This is a genomic window from Pseudomonas sp. MF6751 (genome assembly GCF_016613265.1).
Taxonomy (GTDB): domain Bacteria; phylum Pseudomonadota; class Gammaproteobacteria; order Pseudomonadales; family Pseudomonadaceae; genus Aquipseudomonas; species Aquipseudomonas fluorescens_BV.
Genome location: NZ_JAENSV010000012.1, coordinates 33,754 through 57,121, shown reverse-complemented (window position 1 = coordinate 57,121; position 23,368 = coordinate 33,754). Strand labels below are relative to the sequence as shown.

At 59.6% G+C, this 23,368-nt stretch carries 22 protein-coding genes; 8 read left to right on the top strand and 14 right to left on the bottom strand.

The window, feature by feature from the left end:
- Positions 1-17 precede the first annotated feature (17 nt).
- Positions 18-962 carry an alpha/beta hydrolase gene (locus JJD66_RS12620; RefSeq protein WP_198714540.1) on the top strand — a complete coding sequence of 315 codons (945 nt, stop codon included), beginning with the start codon at positions 18-20 and terminating at the stop codon, positions 960-962.
- A gap of 56 nt (positions 963-1,018) precedes the next feature.
- Positions 1,019-1,489, top strand: coding sequence for a MaoC family dehydratase (locus JJD66_RS12615; protein ID WP_003193747.1), 471 nt, complete (start codon positions 1,019-1,021; stop codon positions 1,487-1,489).
- Between the two features lie 147 nt (positions 1,490-1,636).
- Here the strand turns inward: JJD66_RS12615 and JJD66_RS12610 are convergent, their stop codons facing one another.
- Complete coding sequence (locus JJD66_RS12610; RefSeq protein WP_003193748.1) at positions 1,637-2,104, bottom strand: ferritin-like domain-containing protein; 468 nt, start codon at positions 2,102-2,104, stop codon at positions 1,637-1,639.
- Positions 2,105-2,308: 204 nt separating this feature from the next.
- Between JJD66_RS12610 and JJD66_RS12605 the strand changes: the two genes are divergently transcribed.
- Together JJD66_RS12605 and JJD66_RS12600 are read left to right on the top strand one after the other, a co-directional pair.
- Positions 2,309-2,545 carry a DUF3820 family protein gene (locus JJD66_RS12605; RefSeq protein ID WP_003193750.1) on the top strand — a complete coding sequence of 79 codons (237 nt, stop codon included), beginning with the start codon at positions 2,309-2,311 and terminating at the stop codon, positions 2,543-2,545.
- Between the two features lie 10 nt (positions 2,546-2,555).
- Positions 2,556-3,731, top strand: a complete 1,176-nt coding sequence (locus tag JJD66_RS12600; RefSeq protein ID WP_200648294.1) for an aminotransferase class V-fold PLP-dependent enzyme — start codon at positions 2,556-2,558, stop codon at positions 3,729-3,731.
- 205 nt (positions 3,732-3,936) lie between these two features.
- Here JJD66_RS12600 and JJD66_RS12595 read toward each other — a convergent pair whose 3' ends face one another.
- The 3 genes from JJD66_RS12595 to zwf are packed head-to-tail and all read right to left on the bottom strand — an operon-like array spanning position 3,937 to position 6,786.
- Positions 3,937-4,602 (bottom strand): bifunctional 4-hydroxy-2-oxoglutarate aldolase/2-dehydro-3-deoxy-phosphogluconate aldolase, encoded by a 666-nt coding sequence (locus JJD66_RS12595; RefSeq protein WP_026067364.1) that lies wholly within the window; start codon positions 4,600-4,602, stop codon positions 3,937-3,939.
- Between the two features lie 17 nt (positions 4,603-4,619).
- Positions 4,620-5,333, bottom strand: coding sequence for a 6-phosphogluconolactonase (gene pgl / locus JJD66_RS12590; RefSeq protein WP_034128520.1), 714 nt, complete (start codon positions 5,331-5,333; stop codon positions 4,620-4,622).
- Positions 5,320-6,786, bottom strand: coding sequence for a glucose-6-phosphate dehydrogenase (gene zwf, locus JJD66_RS12585; RefSeq protein WP_034128521.1), 1,467 nt, complete (start codon positions 6,784-6,786; stop codon positions 5,320-5,322). The genes pgl and zwf overlap by 14 nt, the downstream gene beginning before the upstream one ends.
- Positions 6,787-7,006: 220 nt before the next feature.
- Between zwf and JJD66_RS12580 the strand changes: the two genes are divergently transcribed.
- Positions 7,007-7,867 carry a MurR/RpiR family transcriptional regulator gene (locus JJD66_RS12580; RefSeq protein WP_169856377.1) on the top strand — a complete coding sequence of 287 codons (861 nt, stop codon included), beginning with the start codon at positions 7,007-7,009 and terminating at the stop codon, positions 7,865-7,867.
- A gap of 113 nt (positions 7,868-7,980) precedes the next feature.
- Here JJD66_RS12580 and JJD66_RS12575 read toward each other — a convergent pair whose 3' ends face one another.
- The 10 genes from JJD66_RS12575 to JJD66_RS12530 all read right to left on the bottom strand — a co-directional run bounded on the left by JJD66_RS12575 (position 7,981) and on the right by JJD66_RS12530 (position 19,212).
- Complete coding sequence (locus JJD66_RS12575; protein WP_200648293.1) at positions 7,981-8,826, bottom strand: D-hexose-6-phosphate mutarotase; 846 nt, start codon at positions 8,824-8,826, stop codon at positions 7,981-7,983.
- A gap of 98 nt (positions 8,827-8,924) precedes the next feature.
- Positions 8,925-10,271, bottom strand: a complete 1,347-nt coding sequence (locus tag JJD66_RS12570; protein WP_054918236.1) for a carbohydrate porin — start codon at positions 10,269-10,271, stop codon at positions 8,925-8,927.
- 85 nt (positions 10,272-10,356) lie between these two features.
- Complete coding sequence (locus tag JJD66_RS12565) at positions 10,357-11,517, bottom strand: ABC transporter ATP-binding protein (RefSeq protein WP_096144824.1); 1,161 nt, start codon at positions 11,515-11,517, stop codon at positions 10,357-10,359.
- A 2-nt stretch (positions 11,518-11,519) separates the two neighbouring features.
- Entirely contained in the window at positions 11,520-12,365 is an 846-nt protein-coding gene (locus JJD66_RS12560; protein WP_003193763.1) for a carbohydrate ABC transporter permease, read from the bottom strand.
- Positions 12,358-13,266 carry a carbohydrate ABC transporter permease gene (locus tag JJD66_RS12555; RefSeq protein ID WP_003193765.1) on the bottom strand — a complete coding sequence of 303 codons (909 nt, stop codon included), beginning with the start codon at positions 13,264-13,266 and terminating at the stop codon, positions 12,358-12,360. The genes JJD66_RS12560 and JJD66_RS12555 overlap by 8 nt, the downstream gene beginning before the upstream one ends.
- Positions 13,267-13,435: 169 nt before the next feature.
- Positions 13,436-14,722, bottom strand: coding sequence for an ABC transporter substrate-binding protein (locus JJD66_RS12550; protein WP_003193767.1), 1,287 nt, complete (start codon positions 14,720-14,722; stop codon positions 13,436-13,438).
- A 104-nt stretch (positions 14,723-14,826) separates the two neighbouring features.
- Positions 14,827-16,086, bottom strand: a complete 1,260-nt coding sequence (locus JJD66_RS12545) for a D-mannose isomerase (protein ID WP_200648292.1) — start codon at positions 16,084-16,086, stop codon at positions 14,827-14,829.
- 229 nt (positions 16,087-16,315) lie between these two features.
- On the bottom strand, positions 16,316-17,140 hold the full coding sequence (locus JJD66_RS12540; RefSeq protein ID WP_200648291.1) for an ATPase: 825 nt from the start codon (positions 17,138-17,140) through the stop codon (positions 16,316-16,318).
- Positions 17,141-17,267: 127 nt separating this feature from the next.
- Positions 17,268-18,266 carry an NAD-dependent epimerase/dehydratase family protein gene (locus tag JJD66_RS12535; RefSeq protein ID WP_034128528.1) on the bottom strand — a complete coding sequence of 333 codons (999 nt, stop codon included), beginning with the start codon at positions 18,264-18,266 and terminating at the stop codon, positions 17,268-17,270.
- Positions 18,267-18,318: 52 nt separating this feature from the next.
- Positions 18,319-19,212 (bottom strand): LysR family transcriptional regulator ArgP, encoded by an 894-nt coding sequence (locus JJD66_RS12530; RefSeq protein WP_054896698.1) that lies wholly within the window; start codon positions 19,210-19,212, stop codon positions 18,319-18,321.
- A 100-nt stretch (positions 19,213-19,312) separates the two neighbouring features.
- Between JJD66_RS12530 and JJD66_RS12525 the strand changes: the two genes are divergently transcribed.
- The 3 genes from JJD66_RS12525 to JJD66_RS12515 all read left to right on the top strand — a co-directional run bounded on the left by JJD66_RS12525 (position 19,313) and on the right by JJD66_RS12515 (position 23,285).
- Positions 19,313-19,912, top strand: a complete 600-nt coding sequence (locus JJD66_RS12525; protein ID WP_200648290.1) for a LysE/ArgO family amino acid transporter — start codon at positions 19,313-19,315, stop codon at positions 19,910-19,912.
- A gap of 178 nt (positions 19,913-20,090) precedes the next feature.
- Entirely contained in the window at positions 20,091-20,687 is a 597-nt protein-coding gene (locus JJD66_RS12520) for a superoxide dismutase (RefSeq protein ID WP_003175739.1), read from the top strand.
- 546 nt (positions 20,688-21,233) lie between these two features.
- Positions 21,234-23,285, top strand: a complete 2,052-nt coding sequence (locus tag JJD66_RS12515) for a putative bifunctional diguanylate cyclase/phosphodiesterase (RefSeq protein WP_105228129.1) — start codon at positions 21,234-21,236, stop codon at positions 23,283-23,285.
- Positions 23,286-23,368 lie beyond the last annotated feature (83 nt).

Below are 23,368 nucleotides of genomic sequence, written 5' to 3'. Positions count from 1 at the left end.
GAGCAAAGGAAGCCGCCATGAACCACAGCACCTTCTGGCTGACCGCGAACGACCACACCCGTCTGTACGTCAACCAATGGATGCCCGACGGCCCGCCCAGGGCCGTGGTGATGATTTCCCATGGCATGGCCGAGCACGGCGGTCGCTATGCGCGCCTGGCGCAGGCGTTGTGTGGCGCAGGGTATGGCGTATATGCGCTGGACCAGCGTGGGCATGGCCGTACCGCCGAGGCCGGCACCGTTGGGCTATATGCTGAAACGGATGGCTGGAACAAAGTCGTGGGCGATCTGGCCAGCCTTAATCAGCACATCGGCCAACAGCACCCCGGGCTGCCGATCATCTTGCTGGGCCACAGCATGGGCAGCTATATCTCCCAGGCGTACTTGCTGCATCACAGCGCCAGCTTGCATGGCGCAATACTCAGCGGCTCGAATTTCCAACCGGTGGCCCTCTACCGTGCAGCGCGAATCATTGCGCGCATCGAGCGTGCACGCCAAGGCCTGCGAGGGCGCAGTGCGTTGATCGACTTCTTGTCGTTCGGCTCATTTAACAAAGCCTTCAAACCCAATCGCACCGCCTTTGACTGGCTCAGCCGCGACCCGGTTGAAGTGGACAACTACATCAACGACCCACTCTGTGGCTTTCGTTGCACCAATCAACTGTGGATCGACCTGTTGGGCGGCTTGCAGCAGATCAGCAAAGTCTCCAACCTGGCGCAGATTGATCCCGGCCTGCCGATCCTGGTGATGGGCGGCGATCGTGATCCGGTGAGTGAAGGCAAGCGTCTCAAGCACCTGGCCCACGCCCTGCGTGAGGCCGGTTGCCAGGACGTGCAATTGACGCTTTACCCGCAGGCGCGCCATGAAGTATTCAACGAAACCAACCGTGATGAAGTCACCGCCGACCTGCTGACCTGGCTCGACCAGGCGCTGGCGTTGCGCAGGCCCACCCGCTGCGAATAGTTTTTGCTTTAAAATCAGCCGATTAATTACCGTTAAGCCACAGGATGCACGTTGAGATGACCCAGGTAACCAACACCCCGTACGAAGCGCTTGAAGTGGGCCAGACTGCCAGCTTCAGCAAAACCGTCGAAGAGCGCGATATCCAGCTGTTCGCCGCCATGTCGGGTGACCACAACCCGGTGCACCTGGACGCTGAATACGCCAAGGCGACCATGTTCAAGGAGCGGATTGCCCACGGCATGTTCAGCGGTGCGCTGATCAGCGCGGCGGTGGCCTGCGAGTTGCCTGGGCCAGGCACGATCTATATCGGCCAGCAAATGACCTTCCAGAAACCGGTGAAGATCGGCGACACCCTGACCGTGCGTTTGGAAATCCTCGAGAAACTGCCGAAGTTTCGCGTGCGCATTGCCACTCGGGTGTTCAATCAGCGTGATGAGTTGGTAGTCGATGGCGAGGCGGAAATTCTGGCGCCACGCAAACAGCAAGTCGTGACCCTGACCGAGCTGCCGCCAATCAGCATCGGCTGATCTACATTCCAGCCTTTGCATAAAAAAATGTGGGAGCGGGCTCGCCCGCGAATGCGGTGTATCAGCCAATACAACAGTGACTGATCCACCGCTTTCGCGAGCAAGCCCGCTCCCACACTAGGTCCAGCGTAGGTCTTACCTCAGGTCTTACGACTGAGCGCGAGCCTGGTTACGCAGGGCTTTTACCTGGTCGTGGTTACGCTGTACACCGTGGTACTGACGCTCAACCAAGTCACGAATGCCCACCAGGTTGTGCTTGTTGATCTTCTCGATCGCTTCCTTGTAAGCCTTCAGTGCGTGGTCTTCACCGCGCTCGGCTTCGTTCAATACGGCCTCTTCGTCCTTGCCGGTGACCATCGACTTCACGTCGACCCAGCCACGGTGCAAGGCGCCGGCCATGCTGCCGGAATCTTCAGGATCGCCACCCAAGGCACGCACAGCAGTTTTCAGTTCAGCAGCGGCTGTCGCGCAATCAGCGGAGCGCTTTGCAAACAGGGCCTTGAGTTCTGGATGCTTGATGTCTTCAGCGCATTCCTTGAAACCCTTTTGGCCGTCGATGCTGGTCTCGATCAGGTCGTTCAGTACGGAGATCGATTCTTTGTTGATATCAGTCATTTTTCAATTCCTTGTACGGGTTAGAAGGTTGCCTTGGTTATTGCAGCGCCCGTGCCAGGTTTATAAAAATTATTTTTATGTTTATTTTCAATATCTTACGAATTATTGAACCATCTGTATGTTGGTTATTTGCATGATCTGTCATTTGGCCTTCATGCAGAATGCCTGTATTTTCGAAAGCCTGGCCTCAACCCTACGACGCTCATGAATCCCGAAAAACTCGAACTGCTGATCACCCGCCAAATGCCCTTTGGCAAATACAAAGGCCGGATCATTGCCGACCTGCCCGGGCCCTACCTGAATTGGTTCGCCCGTGAAGGTTTCCCCCACGGGGAACTGGGCGGTTTGCTGGCCTTGATGCAGGAAATCGACCACAACGGCCTGTCCGAATTGCTTGAACCACTGCGCGCCAAACATGGCAGACCCGCCCCCCGCCATTGAGAGACTCACCATGCCAAGGAATGCCGATAACGAACCGCACTGGCACGCCATCGCCCAGCGCTATGAATACGAGCCCGGCCCGATCAACCTGGAAAACGGCTACTTCGGGCGCATGAGCCGGGCGGTGCAGGCCCAGTACCTTGAGCACATCAGCTTTATCAACCGCAGCAACTCTGTGCATGTGCGCCAGCGTTTTGAGCAGGGTGAAAACAACGAGATACGCCGCCAGTTGGCCGGGTTGATTGATGTCGACCCCGAATCGGTCGCTTTCACCCGTAACGCTACCGAAGCCTTGCAGTCACTGATCCGCAACTACAACCGCCTGCAACCCGGCGACCAGGTGCTGATCAGCGACCTGGAATACGACACGGTCAAAGGCGCCATGCGCTGGCTGGCAGCGACTCGCGGCGTGGAAGTGATAGAGGTGGCCCACACCCACCCGGCCAGTTTCGACAGCCTGGTGCAGACTTATCACGATGCGTTTGTGCAGTACCCGCGTCTGAGATTAATGGCCTTGACCCATGTGACCCACCGTACGGGCCTGGTCATGCCGGTTGCGGCCATTGCCAAGGCCGCGCGCGAACGCGCAATCGACGTGATCCTCGACGGCGCCCACGCCTTGGGCCAGATCGACTTCAACCTGGCCGAACTGGGCATTCAGTTCGCAGGCTTCAACCTGCACAAGTGGATCGGCGCGCCGCTGACCCTGGGCTTTTTGTACATCGCACCGGAGCGCCTGGCCGATATCGACCCGGATATGGGCGAGTTTCACTACCCAGCCACCGATGTGCGAGCGCGTACGTCCTATAGCACGCCGAACTTTCCGGCGCTGATGACCTTGCCCCTGGTGTTTGAAGAGCATCGACAGTTGGGTGGCGCTGCGGCCAAGGGCGCACGCGTCAATTACCTGCGCAACCTGTGGGTAAACCAGGTACGGCCGCTGCCGGGGATTGAAGTACTGACCTCGGATGACCCGCGACTGTACTGCGGGATCACAGCCTTCAAGTTCATCGGGCGTGATCAGCAGACGATGGTGGACCGGTTGCTCAAGGAGCACGGCCTGTTCACCACTACGCGCACGGGGGCAGCGTTTGGCACCTGTATCCGGGTGACGCCGGGGCTGGTGACGTCGAAGGCGGACATCAATGTACTAGTCCACGCGATCACCAAACTAAACACCGTTTAAAACTGTAGGAGCTGGCTTGCCTGCGATAACGGTGTATCAGCCAAAGATGGGCTAACTGATAAAGAGCTATCGCAGGCAAGCCAGCTCCCACCTTCAAAGCGGCGATGTGCTTGAGGTTTTTTTACAGGCAAAAAAAAGCGGCACACCGACCAAGTGCGCCGCAAAAATGCCGTTAAGCACAGCAACAACGATTCGATAAATCAGTTCAGTCCAGCAGCGCCAGCGCCTGGGCAGTGACTTCCTGGATACGCGCCCAGTCGCCGTTCTTGACCCACTCCGGATCCAGCATCCAGCTGCCGCCCACGCACATCACGTTTTTCAACGCCATGTAGCTCTTGATGTTGGCCGGGCCAACACCGCCAGTCGGGCAGAATTTGACTTCGCCGAACGGGCCGCCGAGAGCCTTGATGGCAGCAACACCACCGCTGACTTCAGCCGGGAACAGCTTGAAGCGGCGATAACCCAGGCCGTAGCCTTCCATGATGCCGGAGGCGTTGCTGATGCCCGGCAACAGCGGGATCGGGCTGTGTACCGAGGCTTCCAGCAAGTCACGGGTGATGCCGGGGGTGACGATAAATTGCGAGCCTGCCACTTCTGCCGCTTCGAGCATGTGACGGTCGAGCACGGTACCGGCACCGGTGCACAGCTCAGGACGTTGCTCGCGCAAGACCTGAATGGCCTTGAGGCCGAACTCGGAACGCAGGGTCACTTCCAGCGCGGTCAAACCGCCAGCGGCCAGGGCGTCGGCCAACGGCAGGATGTCCTGCTCGCGGGCGATGGTGATCACCGGCAGGATCCGCGCCTTGGCGCAGAGGCTGTCGATCAAGGCAACTTTATCCGCCATGGACACGGTCGGTTGAGGGCTTTTCATAGCGGCTGATCCTTGGCTCATGGGCACCAGTAAATCTCTAGAGTAGGTTGCAAAAACGCGCGAATCGGCATGGCAGCAACATCGTCGCTGGCCAGGGCGGCGCTCAAGGTAGTCAATTTCGAACTGCCGGAAATCGACAGCACGGTGTAGCTGGCCGTGGCCAGCAGCGCACGACTCATGGTCAGGCGCTGGTGCGGCACAGTGGGCGCCAGCATCGGCCAGCAACGGCGGGTACCGTCGGCCTTCAGCGCTTCGCTCAGGTTAGGGCTGTTGGGGAACAGCGATGCGGTGTGGCCATCATCGCCCATGCCCAGCACCAGCACATCAATGGCTGGCAACTCGCCCAGCAGGCGATCGGCCTGCTCGGCAGCATCTTCAAGGTTGGCAGCGGGGCTGTACAGGCTCAAGAACTTCGCCTTGGCCGCCGGACCTTGCAGCAAGTGTTGCTTCAACAGGCCAGCATTGCTGTCGGCGTGTTCGACCGGCACCCAGCGCTCATCGGCCAGGGTGATGGTGACCTTGGACCAGTCCAGGCCCTGCTTGGCCAGGTTCTGGAAAAACGCCACGGGGCTGCGGCCACCGGACACCACCAACGTGGCCTCGCCACGGGCGCTGATGGCCGAGCGCAGTTGCTCAGCCACGTCATTGGCCAGGCCATCGGCCAGCAGCGCAGGCGTACGGTACTCATGGGCAGTGACGCCCTGAGGCAGTTTCAATTCAGATATCGCCATACCACGACCTCCCATCCCGCGTGATCAGTGCAATGGAGCTCATCGGCCCCCAGGACCCCGCCGCATACGGCTTGGGCGCATCACCGGATTTTTTCCACCCGGCGATCAACTGGTCACACCACTTCCACGCGGCTTCGATTTCATCTTTGCGAACAAACAGGTTCTGATTGCCGCGCATCACTTCCAGCAACAATCGCTCGTAGGCATCGGGGATGCGTGCGCTGCGATAGGTGTCGGAAAAATTCAACTGCAGTGGTCCGCTGCGCAGTTGCATGCCTTTGTCCAGGCCCTGCTCTTTGGTCATCACACGCAGGGAAATACCTTCGTCCGGCTGCAGGCGGATGATCAGCTTGTTGCTGATCTGCAGGCGCTGCTCCGGGGCGAAGATGTAGTGGGACGGTTCCTTGAAGTGAATGACGATCTGCGACAGTTTTTGCGGCATACGCTTGCCGGTACGCAGGTAGAACGGCACGCCGGCCCAGCGCCAGTTACGGATATCGGCACGCAGGGCAACGAACGTCTCGGTGTCGCTCTGGGTGTTGGAGTTGTCTTCTTCCAGGTAACCCGGCACGGCTTTACCAGCGCTGTAGCCGGCGATGTACTGGCCACGGACTACCTGAGTGGTCAGGCCCTCGGGGCTGATCGGCGCCAGCGCCTTGAGCACCTTGACCTTCTCGTCGCGGATGCTGTCGGCAGACAGGTCGGCAGGCGGGTCCATGGCAATCAGGCAAAGCAGTTGCAACAGGTGATTCTGGATCATGTCGCGCAGTTGGCCAGCCTTGTCGAAGTAGCCCCAACGGCCTTCGATGCCGACCTGCTCGGCCACGGTGATTTCCACGTGGGAGATGTAGTTCTGGTTCCACTGGGTTTCGAACAGGCTGTTCGCGAAACGCAGGGCGATCAGGTTCTGCACCGTCTCTTTGCCCAGGTAGTGGTCGATGCGATAGGTGCGGTTTTCCGGAAAGAACTGCGCCACGGCGTCGTTGACCTTGCGCGACGACTCCAGGTCCGAACCGATGGGTTTTTCCAGCACTACGCGGGTATTTTCCGCCAGGCCGACCTTGGACAGGTTTTCGCAGATCGCGCCGTACACCGCCGCCGGGGTGGCGAAGTAGGCAATCAGGCGTTGCTCGCTGCCGGCTTTTTCGGCCAGGGCGACGTAGTCGTCGGCCTTCATGAAGTCGACATGCACATAAGCCAGGCGTGCGAGGAAACGCTGGGCCACGGCTTCGTCGAGCTCTTTGCCGACGTATTTACGCAATTCTTTTTCGATATGGGCCAGGTGTTGCTGCTCGGAGCCGGCTTCACGGGCCAGGGCCAGGATGCGTGTGTCGTCGTGCAGCAACCCGGCGCCATCGAGTTGATAAAGGGCAGGAAATAACTTGCGCAGCGCCAGATCACCCAAGGCGCCAAACAGGGCAAAGGTGCAGGGTTCCACGGTTATCGAAGGCATGATGTTTGTTCTTTTATCAAGTTAAGCTACAAATACCTTTTTTCAAGGCATCACTCAAGGAAAAATGTAGTAATAACCACAACATTTTCCCGAAATACGCATTGCGAGTGGTGGTGTTCAGCTACCCTCAGTAGGATAGGCCACCGCGAAACGCCACTCATCGATTGGTTACCGCCTTTTTATTTGCATCGTCGCCCGAAGGAAAGACTGAATGGACCGCGTGCGAAATCTTCTGGAACAGATCCGGAACCGCCTCGAAGAATTGAACAAGGCCGAGCGCAAAGTCGCTGAAGTGATCCTGCTCAACCCGCAGCAGGCCACACGCTTCTCGATCGCCGCCCTCGCCCAGGCCGCCTCGGTCAGTGAACCGACGGTCAACCGCTTCTGCCGTTCGTTCGGTGTCAGCGGTTACCCTGAACTCAAATTGCAGTTGGCGCAAAGCCTGGCCAGTGGCGCCGCGTATGTCAGCCGCGCCGTGGAGGCCGATGATAACCCCGAGGCCTACACCCAGAAGATCTTTGGCAGCGCCATTGCCTCCTTGGACAGTGCGTGCCAGGCCCTGGACCCGGCGCTGATCAGCAAGGCCGTGGACTTGTTGATCCAGGCGCGGCAAATCCACTTCTTTGGCCTCGGCGCTTCGGCCCCCGTAGCCATGGACGCGTTGCACAAGTTCTTCCGCTTCAACCTGGCGGTGACCGCCCATGCCGACGTGCTGATGCAACGCATGATCGCCTCGGTGGCGCACACCGGTGAGTTGTTCGTGATCATTTCCTACACCGGCCGTACCCGCGAGCTGGTGGAAGTGGCGCGTATCGCTCGGGAAAACGGTGCGTCAGTGCTGGGCGTGACCGCCGAAAACTCGCCGCTGGCCAAGGCCAGTACGGTGAGCCTGAACATCCCGTTGCCGGAAGACACGGATATCTACATGCCGATGACTTCTCGGATTATCCAATTGACGGTATTGGACGTGTTGGCAACGGGTATGACCCTGCGTCGCGGAGTGGATTTCCAGCCGCATTTGCGCAAGATCAAAGAGAGTTTGAATGACAGCCGGTATCCGGTTGGGGATGAATTCAACTAGCAGGCAGCTCTACCAGCAGTACCGGCGCTATCGCAGGCAAGCCAGCTCCCACAGGGGAATGCATTCCAAAGGTGGGAGCTGGCTTGCCTGCGATAGCGCCATCAGCCACACCGCTAAACCCCTGCCCTGGCCTGCAAACTCAAGTGGGCCCTCTCCCCCGGCGCCAGGCTCGCCGCCGCCATCGCCGCCTCTACGCACACAAACCCCGACGCTTCGTTAAAACTCACGCCCAACAGCGGCCGGCTCCCCGGGTGCCACACCACCGTGTCGGCGCTGTCGCCGGTGTCGATGCACAGTTCACGCTGCCAGGCGTGGTCCTTGAGCTGCAATTCGCCCTCATGCTGGAACACCCGCTGGCATCCGCCATCGACCCGCAATTCACCTTCCTGCTGGCAAACCTGGCGATTGAGCTGGTCGTAACCTTGCGCTCCTTCGAGCCCAGACAGCGCTACCTCATCAACGTGACCAATACGCCAGTAAGCGTGCAATGCATGACTCAACTGGCACGGCAGCTCGTCGTGATGCTCGGTGCTCAGGCGCAGTTTCAGGGTGTCGCCCAGGTGCGCGTGCAAATCCACCTGCCAGTCGCACAGCTGCAATTGCCAATGCAGGCGCACGCCGTCGTCATCGGTGCTGCTGTCGAGCAGTTTCCAGTCGATCAAGCGGGCCCATCCGTGGGAAGGCCAGGCATTTTCGCTAGGGTGGCGGCCATACCACGGCCAGCACACCGGTACGCCGCCCCGAATGGCGCCGACCTGTGGCCACTTGGCCGCGCACCACAGCCATGGCTTCTGGCCGGTGGGCTGAAAATGCAACAATTGCGCGCCCTGGCGACTGAACACCGCCTGACACAACGGATGGTCGATCACCAACACATCGCGCATCTGAAAGCGCTCCCAGGCGAACACCGGACGCTCGCGCAGGGATTTGAAAAAGCGTTGCAGCGGTTGCTCGTGCATGTGCCCAGATCCCGAATATCACAGTGCCACGCAAAAAAAAGCGGATAGCCATGGCTACCCGCAAATGCGCACAGAGAGAGGAGCTTATCGCAACAGCGTTAGAACGTAGACTGAATTTTCAGGCCCGCTACCAGCGCGTTGTCGACTTTATCCACGCCGCCAGGCTGGACAACGTACTGCAGGTTCGGACGCACAGTCAGCCAGTTGGTGACGTGGAAACCGTAGTTGAGTTCGACGTTGTATTCAGTCTCACGAATCGGCGTGTACAGCGGATTGTCGTAGTCGCTCACACCATTGGCGGCGTTGAGCAATTGAGAGTTCTTCTTCACGTCATCGTTGACATGCAGGCGAGCGACGCCAATGCCGACGTCATCTTTTGGACGCGCGTCGAATGGGCCTTTGTACACGAGCATCAACGACTGGTAGTTGTCGACCAGGTTGGTTTCCTTGTCATGGAAGGTCGCGTTGGCTGCAATGTTCAGGCCACGGGAAGCGTCGCCGTTATGGGTGGTGAGTTGCTGTTGCGCAACGAACCAGTAGCCTTTCTTGCTGCTGCGGGTACGGAAGTCGGCGCCGCTGAGGACCGCATCGTTACCGTTGACGTCTTCACGTACATCCGGAGCATCGGCCGCACTTTTATAGAAACCCACACGGTATTCGCCCGGCAGGTTATTAACCTTCGGCGACCAGACCAATTCCACCGGAATCACGGTGCCCTTGGTACCACTGCCGCTGAGTTTGAAGCCGTTGCCGTGCTCCAGCTGCGACGGGTTCTGGTTGTAGGCACCGATTTGCGCATACAGCTCAGGCGTGATGTTGTATTTCACGCGAATAGCGGCCTGGGCGACCGGCCAGTTGTACCAGGTATTGACGTAGTTACCGACCTGCGAGCCGCAGAACGACAGGTTCTGGAAGTCACAAGGGAAGGTGTTGAAGTCTTCGCCTTCACCGAAGTAACCGAGCTTCACGTCCAGCTTGTTGTCGAACATCTGGTGCTGAATCCAGAACTGGGTCAGACGCACCATGTGGCCACGGCCATACACTTCTTGCGAGGAACTCAAGGTGCCGGCACGCGGGTCGCCAATGCGGTCATTGGAGATGTTCTGGCCATTACGATTGGTCAACTGGATCTTGGCCTGGGTGTTATCCCAGCCCCACAGTTTTTGCAGGTCCAGCGCCACGCCCAGACCGAACTGGTCGGAGTAACGACCGGTCTTGTCGTCGTTGTAGCCGCCATGGGCGTTGTAGCCCATCTCGCCCACGTAGTCGGCCTTGATGTCGATACCTTGCTCGATCAGCTTGGTACGCTCACCGCCCCAATCGCCGGTCATCCACTTGGAATCGGCGCTGAATGCATCGGCCGCCATCGCATTGGCGGACAATACAAGGGCTGCTGCCGCTGACAGTTGGCAGATCAGCCGGGTGTTATTGTGTTGCTTTTTCATCCCTACATCCTCGTCTTTATTGTTATTAAACTGTTTTTATCTAACGCGGGTTACATTTTTTAACTAAAACAATCACTTATCTTGCTTAACGGCCCTTGAACTGGGTCACATTGTCGGCATGCCCCTGTGCCGGCAATGAAGCCACTGCGCCCAACCGCTCACCGGTCTTGGCGTCAAACAGCAATACCTTGGCCGGGTCGAACTGCAAGGTCAGGGTCTCGCCCACTTGCGGCGCCACGTCCGGCGCCAAACGGCAGCAGACCTTGGTGTCGTTGAGCTGCACAAACACCAGGGTGTCCGGGCCGGTAGGCTCGGTCACCTGCACTTCGGCGCGAATGCTCGACGAGCCGTTGCCCTCGCCCGCTGCCAGCACGATCTGCTCCGGGCGCAGGCCCAGGATCACATCGCGGTCTTCCAAACCGGCGTCATTCATGCCCAGCGGCAACTCGCAACGGGCCTGGCCGCTGTCGAGCAGCGCGACCAGACCACCGTTCTGGCGTTTTAGACGCATGGGAACGAAGTTCATCGGTGGTGAACCGATAAAGCTTGCCACAAACAGGTTGGCAGGGTCGTTGTAAATTTCCTTCGGGGTGCCGAATTGCTGAATGATGCCGTCCTTCATCACCGCCACTTTGTCGCCCAGGGTCATCGCTTCGATCTGGTCGTGGGTCACATAAACGGTAGTGGTTTTCAGACGCTGGTGCATCAGCTTCATTTCGGTACGCATCTCGACGCGCAGCTTGGCGTCGAGGTTGGACAGCGGTTCGTCGAACAGGTAGATCTTCGGCCGACGCGCCAGGGCACGGCCCATGGCCACGCGCTGTTGCTGGCCACCGGACAACTGGCCCGGCTTGCGGTTGAGCAGGTGTTCGATCTGCAGCAACTTGGCCACGCGCGCCACTTCGGCGTCGATGTCGGCTTGCGGCATCTTGCGGATCTTGAGGCCGAACTCGATGTTCTCGCGCACGCTCATGGTCGGGTACAGCGCGTAGGACTGGAACACCATGGCGATGTCACGGTCCTTGGGGCTCATGCCGCTGACGTCTTGATCACCGATCATGATCGCGCCGCCGGTGATGGTCTCAAGGCCGGCGATGCAGTTCATCAGCGTGGATTTACCACAGCCCGACGGGCCGACCAGGATGAGGAACTCGCCTTCCTTGATCGACAGTTCGATGTTCTTCAAGGTGTCGGGCAGGCCGGCGCCATAGGTCTTGTTTACATTGCGAAGTTCAAGCGTAGCCATGATTACCCCTTGACCGCGCCGGCCGTGAGGCCGCGCACGAAATACTTGCCTGCGATCACATAGACCAGCAGGGTCGGCAGCCCGGCGATCATCGCCGCCGCCATATCCACGTTATATTCCTTGGCCCCGGTGCTGGTGTTGACCAGGTTGTTCAGCGCCACCGTGATGGGCTGGGAGTCGCCGCTGGAGAACACCACACCGAACAGGAAGTCGTTCCAGATCTGGGTGAACTGCCAGATCAGGCAGACCATGATGATCGGCGTCGACATCGGCAGGATGATCCGGCGGAAGATGGTGAAGAAACCCGCTCCGTCCAGGCGTGCCGCCTTGATCAGCGCATCCGGGATGCTCACGTAGTAGTTACGGAAAAACAGCGTGGTGAACGCCAGGCCGTAGACCACGTGGATAAACACCAGGCCGGTGGTGGTGCTGGCCAGGCCCATCTTGCCGAGGGTGAACGACGCGGGCAGCAGTACAGTCTGGAACGGCAGGAAGCAGCCGAACAGCAGCAGGCCGAAGAACAACTGCGAACCGCGGAAGCGCCAGAACGACAACACGTAGCCGTTCAAGGCGCCAATGGCGGTAGAGATGAGCACAGCAGGAACGGTGATCTTGATCGAGTTCCAGAAGTAGCCATCCACGGTGGCCCAGGCCTTGACCCAGCCGATGCCGCTGACCACGGTGGGCCAGCTCAGCAGGTTACCGGTGCTGATGTCTTCCGGGGTCTTGAAGCTGGTGAGCAGCATCACCACCAGCGGCACCAGGTACAGCAGCACCGCCAGGATCAGCACCGCGTAGATCGCGATGCGGCTCAGGCTGATGGCAGGTTTTGCGGCGAGACTAGTCATTGCGCTTGGTCCTCAGCTCGGAATACAGGTACGGCACAATGATCGCGAGGATCGCACCGAGCATCAGGATTGCACTGGCCGAACCCATGCCCATCTGGCCGCGACTGAAGGTGAACGAGTACATGAACATCGCCGGCAGGTCGGACGAGTAGCCCGGGCCGCCTGCGGTCATTGCCGCCACCAGGTCGAAGCTCTTGATCGCAATGTGCGCCAGGATCATCACCGCACTGAAGAACACCGGGCGCAGGCTCGGCAGCACCACGCTCCAGTAGATACGCGGCAGGCTTGCGCCATCGATCTGCGCAGCGCGGATGATCGACTGATCAACACCGCGCAGGCCGGCGAGGAACATCGCCATGATAAAGCCCGAGGCTTGCCACACAGCGGCGATCACCAGGCAGTAGACCACGCGGTCCGGGTCGATCAGCCAGTCGAGACGGAAGCCTTCCCAGCCCCAGTCCCGCAGGAGTTTGTCCAGGCCCATGCCCGGGTTGAGCAGCCATTTCCAGGCGGTACCGGTGACGATCATGGAGAGCGCCATCGGGTACAGGTAAATGGTGCGGATAAAGCCTTCGCGGCGGATTTTCTGGTCGAGGAAAATCGCCAGCAGCACACCGATCACCAGGGTGATGCCGATGAACATGCCGCCGAACACGGCCAGGTTCTTGCTCGCCACCCACCAGCGGTCGTTATCGAACAGCCGCTGATACTGCGCCAGGCCCGCCCATTTGTAGCTGGGCAGGAACGTCGAGGTGGTGAACGACAGCACGAACGTCCACAGGATGTAGCCATAAAAGCCCACCAGCACGATGAACATGCTCGGCGCCAGCACCAGTTTAGGGAGCCAGCGCTGCAGCACATCGAATGGCGAGGCCTTGCTGAACACAGCAACAGAACTCATGGGAAAATCCAGTACAGGGAAAAAGGACTACAGCCTGCAGGAACCCGCTTTTGTGGCGAGGGAGCTTGCTCCCGCTCGGCTGCGAAGCAGACGCTGTCTTTGGGGGCGCTTCGCACCCCAGCGGGAGCAAGCTCCCTCGCCACAGCAAGCCGGGTTCCTACATAGGGTGTTACTTGGCCGACTTGATCGCCGCGCCAAGCTTCTTGGCCGTGTCGGCCGGGTCGGCTTTCGGGTCGTTGATGAAGTTGGTCACGACATCAAAGAACGCACCTTGCACCGCCAGGGTGGTGGCCATGTTGTGCGCCATGCTTGGCTGCAGGCCGCCAGTCTTGGCGTCGGCCAGGAAGTCCTTGGCGGCGGTCTGGGCGCAGGAATCAAAGCCGTAGGATTCCATCTTGGTCAGCATGTCGTTACGCACAGGGATCGAGCCCTTGTTGATGCTGAACACCTTCTGGAAGTTTTCACCCAACACTACTTTGGCGATGTCCTGCTGACCCGCAGCAGTGCCTTTGTCTTTCTGCTTGAACACCGCCAGGGAGTCGATGTTGTAGGTGAAGGCTTTATCAGTGCCCGGGAACGCTACGCACTCATAATCCTTGCCAGCGACTTTTTTGGCGGCGGTCCACTCGGACTTGGCCCAGTCACCCATGATCTGCATGCCGGCCTTGCCATTGATGACCTTGCCAGCTTCCAGGTTCCAGTCCTGGCCCTTGCCGTCGACGTCCATGTAGGTCGCGACTTTCTTCAGCTCGGTGAGGGCCTTGACCATTTCCGGGCCGGTCAGTGCGCCGTTATCCAGGTCGACCAGCGCTTTCTTGTAGCCATCAGCGCCCATTACCGAAAGCACCACCGCTTCGAACACGGTGCTGTCCTGCCAAGGCTGGCCGCCGTGGGCGAGCGCAATGAAGCCTGCAGCCTTGAGCTTGTCGCCCGCTGCATAGAATTCTTCGAGGGTGGTTGGGTTCTTGGTGATGCCGGCTTTCTTGAAGACTTCCGGGTTGATCCACAGCCAGTTCACGCGGTGGATATTCACCGGCACGGCCACGTAGTCACCGTCGTATTTCACGGTGTCGGAGACTTTCTTGTCGAGCAGCGAATCCCATTTTTCTTCTTTGGCGACGTCTTTGAGCACGTCGGTGTCGAGCAGGCCAGTAGAGGCCCATTCCTGGATATCGGGGCCTTTGATCTGGGCAACGCCTGGCGGGTTGCCAGCGACCGCGCGGCTTTTCAGCACGGTCATGGCGGTGGCGCCACCGCCGCCTGCCACTGCACCGTCTTTCCAGGTGAAGCCGTCTTTCTCAACTTGGGCCTTCAGGACATCCACAGCCGCTTTTTCACCGCCGGAGGTCCACCAATGCACCACTTCCACCGTACCTTTGGAGTCGGCGGCAAATGCACTGAGGGGGAACAACGAGGCAATGGAAATAGCGACGGCGAGGCGATTAATCGCGTTCATCTGAGTACCTTTTCTTGTTGTTATGCATGCAAGTCTAGAGCTTGCGCTGCACGGAGTTTAAACATGGATTTTCGGGGCGCAGGTAACAAAGGGACGTACAAATGTCACCACTTGGTGACATAGCATCCGCTGCCCAATGCACTGGCCAGGCTGGGTGCCAAGGGCAGTGCAGGCAGCACGACCGCTTGCCAGGCATGGTACAGGTCAGGTTTGCCGCCCCAGATTTTGCTGCTGGGTTGGTTGTGCGGGCTGAGTTCGTGGTGCCAACTGCCCTGGAGCCGGTCGATGAAGTGGGTTTCGCAAAACTCCCAGAAGCGTCGGTACCAGGTTTCGTAATGCAGCTCGCCGGTACGTTTGAGCAGCGCCTGAGCAGCGGCGCTGGCTTCAGCATGGGTCCAGTGCAGGCGCTCGCGTACCACCGGGCGCTGGTTCCAATCCAGAGTGTAGACAAGGCCCGGCGCACCATCCACCGCCCAGGCATACTCGCAGGCACTGGCGAACAGGCCTTTGGCGTCGCTCACCAGCCAGTCCGGCGCGGCCAGCTTGGCCTTGAGGCGCGCAGCTTCAAGGTGCAGCAGCAACCGCGCCCATTCGAAACCATGGCCGGGGGTGATGCCGTAGGGGCGAAAGCCATCGGCGGGGTTGTCTTGGTTGTAACCGAGCAACGGCTTCCAGTGCGCATCGAAATGTTCGATGACCATGAACTGGTTGCCAGCGGCGTGGGTGTGGATCACCCGTTCGACGATGCGCAGCGCACGGTCCAGCCAACGTGTATCACCACTGACATCGGCCAATGCCAGGAAAGCTTCGGTGGCGTGCATGTTGCTGTTGGCGCCACGATAGGCTTCGACGCCGCTCCAGTCCCGGACAAAGGATTCGAGCATGACGCCCTCCTCTTCGCTCCAGAAGAACTGGTCGATGATATGGACGGCGTCGTTCATTAATGTGTGCGCACCCGGCGCGCCGGCCACCACGGCAGAGCTGGCGGCGAGGGCCACGAAGGCGTGCAGGTAGGCGGCCTTGCCGGTGTTGCCATCAGCCGCCTGGGGCGCGGCGAACCAGCCACCGTGCTCACTGTCACGCAGCGGGCCGCTGAGCGCTGCCACACCGTGCGCCACCAGTTCGGCATAACCCGGCAACCCCATGGCATGGGCCATGGCAAAGCTGTGGGTCATGCGCGCGGTGTTCATGGTTTCGGCGCGGGCATTGGCCGGCAACTGGCCTTTATCGTCGAGGTTGCCGAACCCGTCCGGCAGGCGCGATGCCTTGGCGAACGCCAACAGGCGCTGGCCTTCTGCGGCGAGCCAAGCGTAATGGGCAGGTGCATTCAGCCAACTGCTGGCAGGCAGTGGGTGGGTGGTCATGGGTGGCCCTTATTGTTTTTTTGGGATGACTGGAGTCTAAACAAGGGCGCGGCAGGGGCAAGTAACGAAGGGGAAAAGAAATGTCACCGAGCGGTGACAATCAACACCCGAATGTAGGAGCGAGCTTGCTCGCGAAAAGCTCACAAGCGCCGCGTTTATTCCAGGAAACCTGCGTGATCGTTAACGTTTTTTGCGAGCAAGCTCGCTCCTACAGAGGATGATTTTGAGTTCATTGACCCAGTGGGGTGACCGCAGCAGGCGCATTGAGACGCTGATTCAAGTTCTGCACCTGGCTCTGCAAGGTGGTGATATTGCGCGTGGTCTGGATGCGGAACACGTCGAATTCCTTGTTGGTCGGCGCGTCGATGTTGGCCGGCTGGTTTTCCTGGGCGCTCTTGAGTACCACTAGGTCTTGCTCGAGACGGGCGATGGCAGCGCTTGGGTTGCCTTGCTTCTTCAACGCCGCCACATCGGTGGCCAGGCCCTTGATCTCGGCCTGTGCTGCCGTGAGGCCGGCGACCGCGTCAGTGAGGGCCTGCACCTGGCCTTGCAGTTTGGTATTGGCCGCTGTCAGTTCGGTGGTGCTGGCACTCATCTGGGCCAGGCGGCTGTCCAACTCGGAGGCTTGACCCGCTACGCCCAACTGTTGCTTGCCCTGCTCCTGCAACTGGGCTTCCAGTTGCTTGATCTGCAGCTTCAAGGCTTCGCTGCCGTTGTTCACATTCGCTTCGCTGGCCACGACCTTGCCGGAAATCGCCTGTAGCCGTCCTGCCGCTTCTTCGCTGATGCGGGCAAAGCTTTCCTGGGTGGCAACCAACTGCTGGCCCATCAGGGAAATCTGCTGGAAGCTCCACCAGGCCAGGCCCGCAAAAGCGATCAACAGCGCGCCGACCAGTGCCCACAACGGGCCAGTGCTGGCGCTCTTGACCTTGACCACGGGCGTCGTTCGCGAACGCACCGACGTCGCGGGGGTCGGCACGAAATCATCGTCATCCCCAAGGTCGGCCCGCAGGCTGGGAACGTTGTCGAAGTCGTCTTTAGCATCGTTACGCATGAATCTACCCTGAATCAATGAGATGGCTGGCTGTAAAGCCGAGCGGCAGGAGTATAAACCGCACTCCCGGCGCATGGATCGACTCGGAACCTGGAATTGGGTTCCCGAAGTGTTGCTGCTTATGAGGTTATTGGCGGCCCGGGTCCTGGGCTTTCCACCAACTGCAGAACTCGTCGAGCGCGGCCCACAGGCTGACCTTGGGCTCGTAGTCGAGATAATGCCTGGCGCGACTGATGTCGAGGGTGAAGTTTTTATTCATCACTTGCATGCCCAGACGCGATAACGCCGGTTCCGGCCGCCCCGGCCACATCGCGCAGAATGCCTCGTTCAACGCCGCCACGCTGTAGGACAAACCGTAGGACCGATAGCGGGTCACTTGGGGCAGCTCCATCTGCCGCATCACGTAGTTCACCACATCCCAGATCGGCACCGGTGCGCCATTGCTGATGTTGTAGGCTTTGCCCAGGGCCGAGCCGGTGGCGAGCAAACTGCTGAGCAGCGCCTCGTTGAGGTTGTGCACGCTGGTGAAGTCGACTTTGTTCAAGCCGTCGCCGACGATCGCCAGGCGGTTCTTGCGCTGCATTTTCAGCAAGCGCGGGAAGATGCTCATATCGCCGGCCCCGGTGACAAAGCGTGGGCGCAGGGCTATCACTTGCAGGCCGAACTCCTGGGCGCCGAACACCTTCTGCTCGGCCAGGTACTTGGTAGCGGCATAGGGATGCTTGAAACGCTTGGGCACTTGCTCTTCGGTGAGCCCAAGGTGATCGCGACCGTCAAAATAGATCGACGGCGACGACAGGTGCACCAGGCGCCCCACGCGCTGTTTCAGGCAGGCTTCGACGACGTTTTCGGTGACCAATACGTTGTTCTGGTGGAAGTCCTGGTACTTGCCCCACAGCCCGACGGCGCCGGCGCAATGCACCACGGCTTCGACATCGCGGCACAGATCGCGCACAAGGTCGGCATCATTCAGATCACCCTGGATGAACTCGGCACCGCGCCGCACCAGGTGTTCCACACCCTCTGCGCGCCGCCCGTTGACCCGCACGTCCAGGCCCTGCTCAAGGGCGAAGCGCGCAAAGCGCCCGCCAATGAAGCCGCTTGCGCCGGTGACCAGAATTTTCATGTCGTACTCCGTGTTCTTTCATTTTTCATCGCTCTTGCCTTGACGCGCGCCATCACTCCAACGGCACCAACCAATGGCCACACACATCGGCCAGATGGTCGGTCAACAAGCCCAACAGTTGCCCGCCACTGCGCCAATGATGCCAGTACAGCGGCACATCGATGGGCTTATCTGGCAATAACTCGACCAATACACCGGTTTCCAACTGGTCGCGTACCTGCAATTCAGGCACCAGGCCCCACCCCAGGCCGGCTTCCGTCAGGCGGATAAAACCTTCGGATGACGGGCACAGATGGTGTTCGAAACCACCGTCCACGCCAAGGGACGCCAGGTAGCGGTGCTGTAGGAAATCATCCGGGCCGAACACCAGCGCAGGCGTGCGCGCCAATTGGTCGGCCCGCACGCCTCCAGGAAAATGCCGCGCCAGAAAGGCCGGGCTGGCGAGCGCCCGATAACGCATGGCGCCCAGCAACAGGCTGCGAGCGCCGGCCACGGGACGCTCGCTGGCACAAATGCAGGCCGCCACTTCACCGGCGCGCATGCGCTTGAGGCCCACGGTCTGGTCTTCGACCACCAGGTCCAGCAACACATGCTGTTCGGCGCAAAAGTCGCTGACAGCCTCGGCCCACCAAGTGGCGAGGCTGTCGGCATTCAGGGCAATGCGCAGGCGCTCAGGCATGCCCTCCTCGTCCAGGGCCGGCACCTGGCTTTGCAGGTCACGCTCCAGCAACCGCACCTGCTGCACATGGTTGAGCAGGCGCCGACCGATATCGGTGGGCGTTGGCGGCGAGGCCCGTATCAACACCGGCTGGCCGACGCGCGCCTCCAATAGCTTGATGCGTTGGGAGATGGCTGATTGCGACAGCCCCAACACCTGGGCACCGCGCTCAAAGCCAGCTTGTTCCACCACCGCCGCCAAGGCGGAAAGCAATTTATAGTCGAACATCAGTTTCTCTAATGAGCGATCAGCAATATTGGTTTTTCTTATACAGCCCCGACCCGCACCATAGCCAGCATCGTTTGAGCATCAACAAGGATCTCCCTCTATGTGGCAAAGCTATATGAACGGTTTGCTGGTGGCCCTCGGGTTGATCATGGCAATCGGCAGCCAAAATGCATTCGTACTCGCGCAGAGCCTGCGCCGCGAACATCACTTACCCGTGGCGGCGTTGTGTGTGATCTGCGACGCACTGCTAGTGGCCGCTGGGGTATTCGGGCTGGCCACCGTGCTGGCGCAGAGCCCGCTACTGCTGGCGGTGGCACGCTGGGGCGGTGCAGCGTTCTTGCTCTGGTACGGCGCATGCGCGCTGCGCAGGGCGTGCTCCAAGCAGAGCCTGGACCAAAGCGACAGCCTCAAGACGCGCTCATTGCGCGCTGTGCTGCTGAGCGCTTTGGCGGTCACCTTGCTCAACCCCCATGTCTACCTGGATACCGTCCTGCTGATCGGCTCCCTGGGCGCGCAACAAACCGAACCCGGTGCCTACGTAGCCGGTGCAGCCAGTGCATCGTTCCTGTGGTTCGCCACCCTGGCGCTGGGTGCGGCATGGTTGGCACCCTGGCTGGCACGCCCGGCCACCTGGCGCCTGCTGGACCTGCTGGTAGCCGCGATGATGTTCTCGGTGGCCTATCAACTGATCAGCGCCTGAGCAATATTCCAAAACGCTCTGGAACCTCTATCCCACACAGTTGTTGCGTGGTTATGCCGCACCCCCGGTGCTATGATCGGACCCCTGCGCCGCAAAGAGTACAAACTCCCCGGCGCATGTTTGGCCGCCCGTGATCGGCCTTGCGCTCACCGCAACTGACCTGATTAGGAGAATCATCATGGCTTTCGAATTGCCGCCGCTGCCCTACGCACACGATGCCCTGCAGCCGCACATCTCCAAGGAAACCTTGGAATACCACCACGACAAGCACCACAACACCTATGTCGTGAACCTGAACAACCTGGTGCCTGGCACCGAGTTCGAAGGCAAGACCCTGGAAGAGATCGTCAAGTCTTCCTCGGGCGGCATCTTCAACAACGCCGCTCAGGTCTGGAACCACACTTTCTACTGGAACTGCCTGGCGCCGAACGCCGGCGGCCAACCAACCGGTGCACTGGCTGAAGCCATCAACGCTGCGTTCGGTTCGTTCGACAAGTTCAAGGAAGAGTTCACCAAGACTTCGGTCGGCACCTTCGGTTCCGGTTGGGGCTGGCTGGTGAAAAAGGCTGACGGTTCCCTGGCCCTGGCCAGCACCATCGGCGCCGGCAACCCGCTGACCAACGGCGACACCCCGCTGTTGACCTGCGACGTCTGGGAACATGCCTACTACATCGACTACCGCAACGTGCGTCCAAAGTATGTAGAAGCGTTCTGGAACCTGGTCAACTGGAAGTTCGTGGCTGAGCAGTTCGAAGGCAAGACCTTCACTGCCTAAGCGACGCTTGCAGTAAAAAGAGCCCGGCGATTGCCGGGCTTTTTCATGGGCGCCCTGATTGCCATGCCAGAAATCCCGGAACCCAACGGTAACTATTCACCACACAAACGCCAGGAGGAATAAACCTCCTGAATCAATGTGGAGAATGACAATGGATCCTATTTCAACGGCCGCGGGTGCAGTGCCAATGTTATCCGGTCTTCTTGAGAAGGGAATGGACCTGGCGAAAAGCGCACTGGACTTGACGAACAAACTCGTAGACATAGCGGGTGAACAGTCAAAGGTCGGAGGGGAAGAGCAACAGCCAGAGGGTAAGATCAATTTTTGAGAGCGTCGCCAAACAGAAGGCGGATCTGTTCCGCCTTCTTCTTCTCTGCCCGGCGTCCAGCCCACGCCTCAAACGTCCTGACATAAGCGGGTATCCCTCCACGTTTATCCAGCCCCTTCAATTAATCTCAAGCCCGAATGTCCCTTTGACTGCCATCACCAGATTGCCAATACTCATGGCATATTGACGGCCACCCGCATGAGACAAGGAATGCCCCTTTGAAGCTGGAACTCAAGAACAGCTTGTCGGTGAAGTTGCTACGGGTTGTGCTGCTGTCGGCATTGATCGTGGGTGTGGCGCTGAGCGTGGCGCAGATCGTTTTTGATGCCTACAAGACGCGCCAGGCCGTGGCGGGCGATGCCCAGCGCATCCTCGACATGTTTCGCGACCCCTCCACCCAGGCCGTGTACAGCCTGGATCGCGAGATGGGCATGCAGGTGATCGAAGGTCTGTTCCAGGACGACGCTGTGCGCATGGCCTCCATCGGGCACCCCAACGAGACCATGCTGGCGGAAAAAAGCCGTCCTTTACAGCAGTCGCCCAGCCGCTGGTTGACCGACCTGATTCTTGGCCAGGAACGCTCCTTTACTACTGCGTTGGTCGGCAAGGGCCCCTACAGCGAATATTACGGCGACCTGAGCATCACCCTCGACACCGCCACCTATGGCCGAAGTTTTCTGGTCAGCTCGGTCATCATCTTTATCTCGGGCGTATTGCGCGCCCTGGTCATGGGGCTGGTGCTGTACCTGGTGTATCACTGGATGCTCACCAAACCGCTGTCGCGGATAATCGAGCACCTGACCTCGATCAACCCGGACCGTCCCAGCGAGCACAAGATCCCTCAGCTCAAGGGCCACGAACGCAACGAACTGGGGCAGTGGATAAACACCGCCAACCAATTGCTCGAATCCATCGAGCGCAATACCCACCTGCGCCACGAGGCCGAATCGAGCCTGTTGCGCATGGCCCAATACGACTTCCTGACCGGCCTGCCGAACCGCCAGAAGTTGCAGGCGCAACTGGACAAAATCCTCACGGACGCCGGCCGCCGGCAACGCCGTGTCGCGGTGTTATGCGTGGGGCTGGATGATTTCAAGAGCGTCAACGAGCAATTCACCTACCAGGCCGGCGACAAACTCTTGCTGGCCTTGGCTGATCGCTTGCGCGCCCATAGTGGCCGCCTGGGCACGCTCGCCCGCCTGGGCGGCGACCAGTTCGCCCTGGTGCAAGCTGATATCGACCAGCCCTACGAAGCCGCCGAACTGGCGCAAAGCATCCTTGATGACCTGGAAGCAGAGTTCGCCCTTGAGCATGACCTGATCCGCCTGCGCGCCACCATCGGCATCACGCTGTTCCCGGAAGATGGCGACAGCACCGAGAAGTTGCTCCAGAAAGCCGAGCAGACCATGACCCTGGCCAAGAGCCGCTCGCGCAACCGCTATCAGTTTTATATCGCCAGCGTCGACAGCGAAATGCGCCGGCGTCGTGAACTGGAGAAAGACTTGCGAGACGCCTTGGGCCGCGAGCAGTTTCACTTGGTGTACCAACCACAAATCAGCTATCTCGACCATCACGTGGTCGGTGTGGAAGCGCTGCTTCGCTGGCAACACCCGGAACATGGGCTGGTACCGCCGGACTTGTTCATTCCGTTGGCGGAACAGAACGGCACCATCATTCCCATCGGCGAATGGGTGCTGGACCAGGCGTGTCGGCAACTGCGCGAATGGCATGACCAGGGTTTCACCGCGCTGCGCATGGCCGTCAACCTGTCCACCGTGCAACTGCACCACACCGAGTTGCCGCGGGTGGTCAACAACCTGATGCAGATCTATCGCCTGCCGCCCCGCAGCCTGGAGCTGGAAGTGACCGAGACCGGCCTGATGGAAGACATCAGCACCGCAGCCCAGCACCTGCTGAGCCTGCGTCGCTCCGGCGCGCTGATCGCCATTGATGACTTCGGCACCGGCTACTCATCCTTGAGTTACCTCAAGAGCCTGCCCCTGGACAAGATCAAGATCGACAAGAGCTTCGTCCAGGACCTGCAGGACGACGACGATGACGCCACCATCGTGCGCGCCATTATCCAATTGGGCAAAAGCCTGGGCATGCAGGTGATTGCCGAAGGCGTGGAGACTGCCGAACAGGAGGCCTACATCATCTCCGAGGGGTGCCATGAGGGGCAGGGTTATCACTACAGCAAACCGCTGCAGGCCCGGGAGTTGACGGCTTATCTGAAGCAGTCAGAGCGCAATAACGCCGTGAGTCTTTGAATTTACACTTCGATACTCAATATTTCCCGCGTATAAGCCTTTACACAAAATGCAAATCTTTCGCATTATGTCGCAGCGTTTGC